Source organism: Streptomyces sp. NPDC049577 (assembly GCF_040675635.1).
In the GTDB taxonomy this organism is placed as follows: domain Bacteria; phylum Actinomycetota; class Actinomycetes; order Streptomycetales; family Streptomycetaceae; genus Streptomyces.
Window position 1 is genome coordinate 1 of sequence record NZ_JBFAPH010000373.1, and the last position, 5,811, is coordinate 5,811.

Consider the following 5,811-nt stretch of genomic DNA (forward strand, 5'->3'; position numbering starts at 1 on the left):
GGCCCCCAGGACGTCGATCAGCCAGGCCGGGGAGTGCGCCTTCTTCAGCGCCTCGACCAGGTTGTACATGACACCCGAGGCGTACATCCAGGTGCGCAGGATGAACGGCAGCAGCTGGGCCAGGTCCGGGGTCTTGCTGCCCATCCGGGCCAGGATCATCGCCAGGCCGGTGTTGAAGACGAACTGCAGCACCAGCACCGGGACGATCAGCAGCCAGGACGGCTGCGGCATGTGCCCGAACCCGATCAGGAACAGGAAGAGCACGATCATCGAGTACAGCAGCTGCTGGAGCTGCTGCAGCGCGAAGGACACGGGCAGCGCGGCCCGCGGGAAGTGCAGGGCCCGCACCAGCCCGAGGTTCCCCGAGATCGCCCGCACGCCGGCCAGGGCCGAGCTCTGGGTGAAGGTGAAGACGAAGATGCCCGTCACCAGATAGGGGATGTAGGTGGAGATCCCCATGCCCTTGCTCTGCTGCATGAGCACGCCGAAGATGAGGAAGTACACCGACGCGTTCAGCAGCGGTGTCGCCACCTGCCACACCTGGCCGAGCTTGGCCTGGCTGTACTGGGCGGTCAGCTTCGCCCGGGAGAAGGCGATGATGAAGTGCCGCCGGTCCCACAGCTGCCGCGCGTAGTCCGGCAGCGACGGCCGGGCGCCGCTCACCGCGAGGCCGTACTTCCTGGCCAGCTCGGCGGCGGGCAGGCCGTCGTCGGGTGACGGCGGGACACTCATGGCGACCGCACCGTCGTGCGTGGTCTCGCTCACTGTTGACACTTTCGTCCTCAAGGTGCGCTGCCGGGGCCGGGGCCCCGGGCCGCGCGCTGGGTTCTGCTACGAGCTTGTCAGATCACGGGCGGTCGACCCAGTCGGGTCAGGCGCCACACGGTACGCCACTTCATGGGGCGGCGCGGTCCGCACGGCGTCGTCCACCCCTCCTTGAAACCGCCCAGCCAGGCACGCAGCGCGGCCGGCGAGGGGCGCCGGGCCAGGGTCAGCAGCAGCCAGACCCCGACGTAGACGGGGACCAGGGGTGCCGGAAGGTTCCGGCGGGCCAGCCAGACCCGGTTGCGGGCCACCATGCGGTGGTAGACCGCGTGCCGGCTGGGTGCCGTGGCCGGGTGGTGCAGGACCATGTCCGCCCGGTAGTCGATCATCCAGCCCGCGTCGAGGGCCCGCCACGCGAGGTCGGTCTCCTCGTGCGCGTAGAAGAAGTCGTCGGGCAACCCGCCGACCTCCGCGAAGACCCGTGTGCGGGCCGCGTTGGCGCCGCCGAGGAAGGTGGTCACCCGGGAGGACCGCAGGGGGTCCGAGGCGCGCAGCCGGGGGACGTGCCGGCGCTGGGTGACGCCGGTGTCCGGGTCGGCGATGCGGAAGCTGATGATCCCGAGCCGGGGATCGGCGGCGAACGCCTCCCGGCACAGCTCGGCGGTGTCCTGCCGGGGCAGCAGCCCGTCGTCGTCCAGGAAGAGCAGGACGTCGACGTCCCGCCCGCCGGGACCGAAGGCCTCGATCCCGACGTTGCGGCCGGCCGGGATGCCCACGTTCTCGGACAGCTCGACCGTCCGTACGGTCAGACCGGGCACGGACAGCTCGGGCAGCGGGGAGCCGTTGCCGACGACGACGACCTCGATGGGGTCGCCGGTCTGCTTGGCCACCGACTCCAGCAGGGCGCGCAGCTCGTCGGGGCGGTTGCCCATGGTCAGGACGACCGCGCCGACCTTCATCTCCGGCGCGCTCATCGCAGCCTGCTGGAGACGAGGATGGACACCAGGTGCAGCAGCGTCTGCAGGACGGCGATGCCGGCCAGGACGGCGGTGCCGAGCCGGGTGAAGAACAGGTCGCCCCGGGCCGAGTCCACGATCGCGAGGAGCAGGATCAGCAGGGACGCCTCGATCCCGAGGATCAGCCGGTGGAACTTCAGCGCGGCGGCGGCCTTGCGGGCCAGCGCCATGCCGGAGGAGCGCGGCTCGGCCGCGGACTCCTTGACCGGCGGCAGGCCGGCCTGGTGGCGGGCGACGCCGACGAGGTCCGTCTCGGCCTTGATCAGGACGGCGCCCAGCGCGGCGAGGGTGCCGAGGAAGGCCCACAGCCAGTCGATCCGGCCGCCGCCCCACAGGTCGGCGGCGCGCAGGCCGAGGCCGACCAGGACCGCGGCGTCGCACAGATAGGCGCCGACCCGGTCCAGGTACACCCCGGACATCGAGTACTGCTTCTTCCAGCGGGCGATCTCGCCGTCGACGCAGTCGAGCAGCAGGTAGAGCTGGACCATGACCGCGCCGAGCACCGCGCCCGCGATCCCGGGCACCAGCAGGGCCGGGGCCGCGAGGACGCCCGCGACGGTCATCAGATAGGTGAGCTGGTTGGGCGTGACCCTGGTGTTCACCAGGTGCCGGTCCACCCGCAGCGAGATCTCCCGCATGTAGAGGCGGCCGGCCCAGTGCTCACCGCTGCGCCGGTCCTTCACACCCGCGGGGTGGACGACCGGGCGCAGTTCAGCGACTGACGGTTTTGGCATAGTCGGCGTATGCGTCCCTGATCTGGTCGGTGGAGAGGGCGAGGTGCTCCAGGATGGTGTACCGCCCGGGGCGGGTCTGCGGCGCGAACTCCACCGCCTTGACGAACTCCTCGTCGGTGAAGCCGATCTCGCCCGGCAGCACGGGCAGGCCGTGCCGGCGCAGGACCTCGACCATGTGGGCGGACTCCTGGCGGGCACCGCGCAGGTGCATCGCGAAGGCGGCGCCGATGCCGACCTGCTCGCCGTGGCTGGCGGAGCGCTTCGGGTAGAGGATGTCGAGCGCGTGGTTGATCTCGTGGCAGGCGCCGGAGGCCGGGCGGCTGTCGCCCGCGACGGACATCGAGATGCCGGTGAGGACCAGGCCCTCGGCCAGCACCTGGAGGAAGGCGTCGTCGCCCACCCCGCCGGGGTGGCGCAGCACGGCCTCGCCCGCCTGACGGGCCATGGCGGCGGCCAGTCCGTCGATCGCCTCGCCAGTCTCGCGGTGGGAGAGCTCCCAGTCCGCGACGCAGGAGATGTTGGAGATGGCGTCGCCGATGCCGGAGCGGACGAAGCGGACCGGGGCCTCGCGGATGACGTCGAGGTCGATGACCACGGCGATCGGGTTCGGCACTCCGTAGGAGCCACGGCCGGCGTCGTTGTCCAGGGTGGCGACCGGCGAGCACAGGCCGTCGTGCGACAGGTTCGTCGCGACGGCCACCAGCGGCAGGCCCACCCGGGCCGCCGCGTACTTCGCACAGTCGATGATCTTGCCACCGCCGAGGCCCACGACCGCGTCGTAGTGCCCCTTCTTCATGGCGTCGCCGAGCTTGACCGCGTCGTCCAGCGTGCCGCCGCCGACCTCGTACCAGTCGGCGCCGGGCAGCGCCGGGGCGAGCCGCTCGCGCAGCACCGCCCCGGAGCCGCCGCTGATGGCGATGGCCAGCTTGCCGGAGCTGGAGATCCGCTGGTCGGCGAGGACGCCCGCCAGATCGTCCAGGGCTCCGGCACGGATGTCGACGACGACCGGCGAGGGGATGAGCCTCGTCAGTACTGGCACGCGATCTCCCGGCCCTTGGCGAGGTCGTCGTGGTTGTCGATCTCGACCCAGCGCACGTCGCCGATGGGCGCCACGTCGACCTTGAAGCCGCGGTTGACGAGCTCCTGGTAGCCGTCCTCGTAGTAGAGGTCGGGGTCGCGCTCGAAGGTGGTCTTCAGGGCGTCGGCCAGCTCGGCGGCGGCCTCGGCCTCGATGAGGGTGACGCCGATGTACTCGCCGGTGGCCTCGGTGGGCTCCATCAGCTTGGTGATCTTCTGGACGCCCTTCTCGGCGTCCACGATGACCTTCATCTCCTCGTCGGCGAGCTTCTTCACCGTGTCGAGGGCGAGGATGATCTTCTGGCCGTTGCCGCGGGCGGCCAGCAGCGTCTTCTCGACGGAGACCGGGTGGACGGTGTCGCCGTTGGCGAGGATCACGCCGCGGCCGAGCACGTCACGGGCGCACCACAGGGAGTAGGCGTTGTTCCACTCCTCGGCCTTGTCGTTGTCGATCAGGGTGAGCTTGAGGCCGTACTTGGCCTCCAGCGCCTCCTTGCGGGCGTACACGGCCTCCTTGCGGTAGCCGACCACGATCGCGACCTCGGTCAGGCCGACCTCGGCGAAGTTGCCGAGGGTGAGGTCGAGGACGGTGAGCGCGTCCGCGCCGTCCCCGGCGGGCCCTTCGGCCCCTACCGGCACCAGAGCCTTGGGCAGGGTGTCGGTGTAGGGGCGCAGACGCCGTCCGGCGCCGGCCGCCAGCACGAGGCCGATCATGTGGGTTCTCCTGTTTCGTCGTGTACTGCGGGGGCCCCGGAGGACACCCAGAACCGGATGCTCTCGGCGAGCACCACGAGCGCGATGGCGGCCGCGAGGACCGTCAGCGCTTCGGTGAAACCTTGGCCGTGTTGCCAGAGGGCGGCGGCGATCGTGACCGCCAGGGCCCGTCCCTCGTGCCCGCCGATCGCCCGGACCAGCCAGTGCGGCGGGGCGCCGGTGCCGCCACGGATGCGGTACACCGTGTCGTAGTGATGGTAGGCGACCGCGGCCACCAGGCCGAATGCCGCGGGAAGGGCTCCGGGGGCATGGGAGCGGGCGGCCAGTGCCAGGATCGTCACGTATTCGGCGGCGCGGAACGCGGGCGGTACGAGCCAGTCCAGCGGCCCCTTCAGGGGCTTGGCCACCGCGGCGCCCGCGAAGAGCGCGTACGCGGCGGCGCCGGCCACCGGCAGCCAGGGTGAGGTGTGCCACCACAGGGTGAGCAGCAGCACTCCGGCGCCGGCGAAGGCGAGGACGGGGGCCGTGGCGCCGCCGCCGGGGCGGCGCGCGGCGGCCTTGGCGACCGCCTCGGCGAGGGGTCCCGAGTCGGCGAGGTCGGCCAGCGCGCGGGCGGCCCGGTCGGTCCGGCGGGCCTTGCGGGTCAGGGAGCGCAGGACTCGGCCGGCGGTGGTGTAGCAGGCGGCGATCGCGCAGCCGGTCAGCAGCACGGTGAAGACGACGCGCGGCGTGGTCAGGGCGGTGAGGACCGCGATCAGCGCCCAGCGCTCGCCGATGGGCAGCACGATCATGCGGCGGGCCCAGACCGTCCAGCCGACGCTGTCGAGCTTGTCGGAGAGCGCGGCGGTGGGGCTGGTGTTCGCGGTGGCGTCGTGGTTCGCCTCGTTGAAGGAGAAGTCGACGACGTGCCGGCAGGTCTGGAGCACCATCGCGCCGAGCGCGAGCGCCCACACGTCGTGCCCGCCGCGGGCCGCTCCCAGCGCGAGGCCCGCGTAGTAGGCGTACTCCTTGGCGCGGTCGAAGGTGGCGTCGAGCCAGGCGCCGAGCGTGGAGTACTGGAGGGAGTAGCGGGCGAGCTGGCCGTCGGTGCAGTCGAGCACGAACGAGGCGATCAGCAGCACGCCGGCGGCGACGAAGCCGGGCCGGGTGCCGCTCGCCGCGCAGGCGGCCGCGATCAGCGCCGTCAACAGCGAGGCCGTCGTCACCTGATTAGGGGTAAGGCCGCGGCGTGCGCACCAACGGGCGATATAGCGGGAGTACGGGCTGATGCAGAAGGTGGTGAAGAAACCGTCGCGGGACTTCACGGCCGAGCGCAGCCGGACCGCCTCGTCGTCGACGGCGGCGACATCGGCGAGCGCCTTGGCGCGGACGTCGTCGCCCTCGGGCACGGCGGCGACGAGCACGCCGAGGTCGGGGCGGTGGACGGCCTCGCCCTCGGCGTCGAGCCGGGCGGCGAGGACGTCGGGCAGGGGCTCGCCGCCGGGGGCGGGCGCCGCGGCCAGGGC

At 72.1% G+C, this 5,811-nt stretch carries 6 protein-coding genes; all 6 read right to left on the reverse strand.

All coding sequences use genetic code 11. The features are described 5' to 3' along the window. Positions 1–765, reverse strand: a 765-nt coding sequence (locus AB0K09_RS28640; protein WP_366068314.1) for an ABC transporter permease, incomplete at its 3' end; no start/stop codon positions are given. A gap of 77 nt (positions 766–842) precedes the next feature. Beyond that, positions 843–1,739 (reverse strand): glycosyltransferase, encoded by an 897-nt coding sequence (locus AB0K09_RS28645; RefSeq protein ID WP_366068315.1) that lies wholly within the window; start codon positions 1,737–1,739, stop codon positions 843–845. Beyond that, on the reverse strand, positions 1,736–2,515 hold the full coding sequence (locus AB0K09_RS28650; RefSeq protein ID WP_366068316.1) for a CDP-alcohol phosphatidyltransferase family protein: 780 nt from the start codon (positions 2,513–2,515) through the stop codon (positions 1,736–1,738). The genes AB0K09_RS28645 and AB0K09_RS28650 overlap by 4 nt, the downstream gene beginning before the upstream one ends. Next, positions 2,493–3,554, reverse strand: a complete 1,062-nt coding sequence (locus AB0K09_RS28655) for an iron-containing alcohol dehydrogenase family protein (protein ID WP_366068317.1) — start codon at positions 3,552–3,554, stop codon at positions 2,493–2,495. Before AB0K09_RS28655 ends, AB0K09_RS28650 begins: the two co-directional genes overlap by 23 nt. Then, positions 3,542–4,306 carry a phosphocholine cytidylyltransferase family protein gene (locus tag AB0K09_RS28660; protein ID WP_366068318.1) on the reverse strand — a complete coding sequence of 255 codons (765 nt, stop codon included), beginning with the start codon at positions 4,304–4,306 and terminating at the stop codon, positions 3,542–3,544. The genes AB0K09_RS28655 and AB0K09_RS28660 overlap by 13 nt, the downstream gene beginning before the upstream one ends. Continuing rightward, a partial coding sequence (locus AB0K09_RS28665) for a DUF5941 domain-containing protein (RefSeq protein ID WP_366068319.1) occupies positions 4,303–5,811 on the reverse strand: 1,509 nt, incomplete at its 5' end. The genes AB0K09_RS28665 and AB0K09_RS28660, both read right to left, overlap by 4 nt.

Excerpts from the sequence above, each read along its gene's own strand:
- AB0K09_RS28650 (WP_366068316.1), bottom strand. The coding sequence starts at position 2,515 with ATGCCAAAACCGTCAGTCGCTGAACTGCGCCCGGTCGTCCACCCCGCG.
- AB0K09_RS28660 (WP_366068318.1), bottom strand. The coding sequence starts at position 4,306 with ATGATCGGCCTCGTGCTGGCGGCCGGCGCCGGACGGCGTCTGCGCCCC.
- AB0K09_RS28645 (WP_366068315.1), bottom strand. The coding sequence starts at position 1,739 with ATGAGCGCGCCGGAGATGAAGGTCGGCGCGGTCGTCCTGACCATGGGC.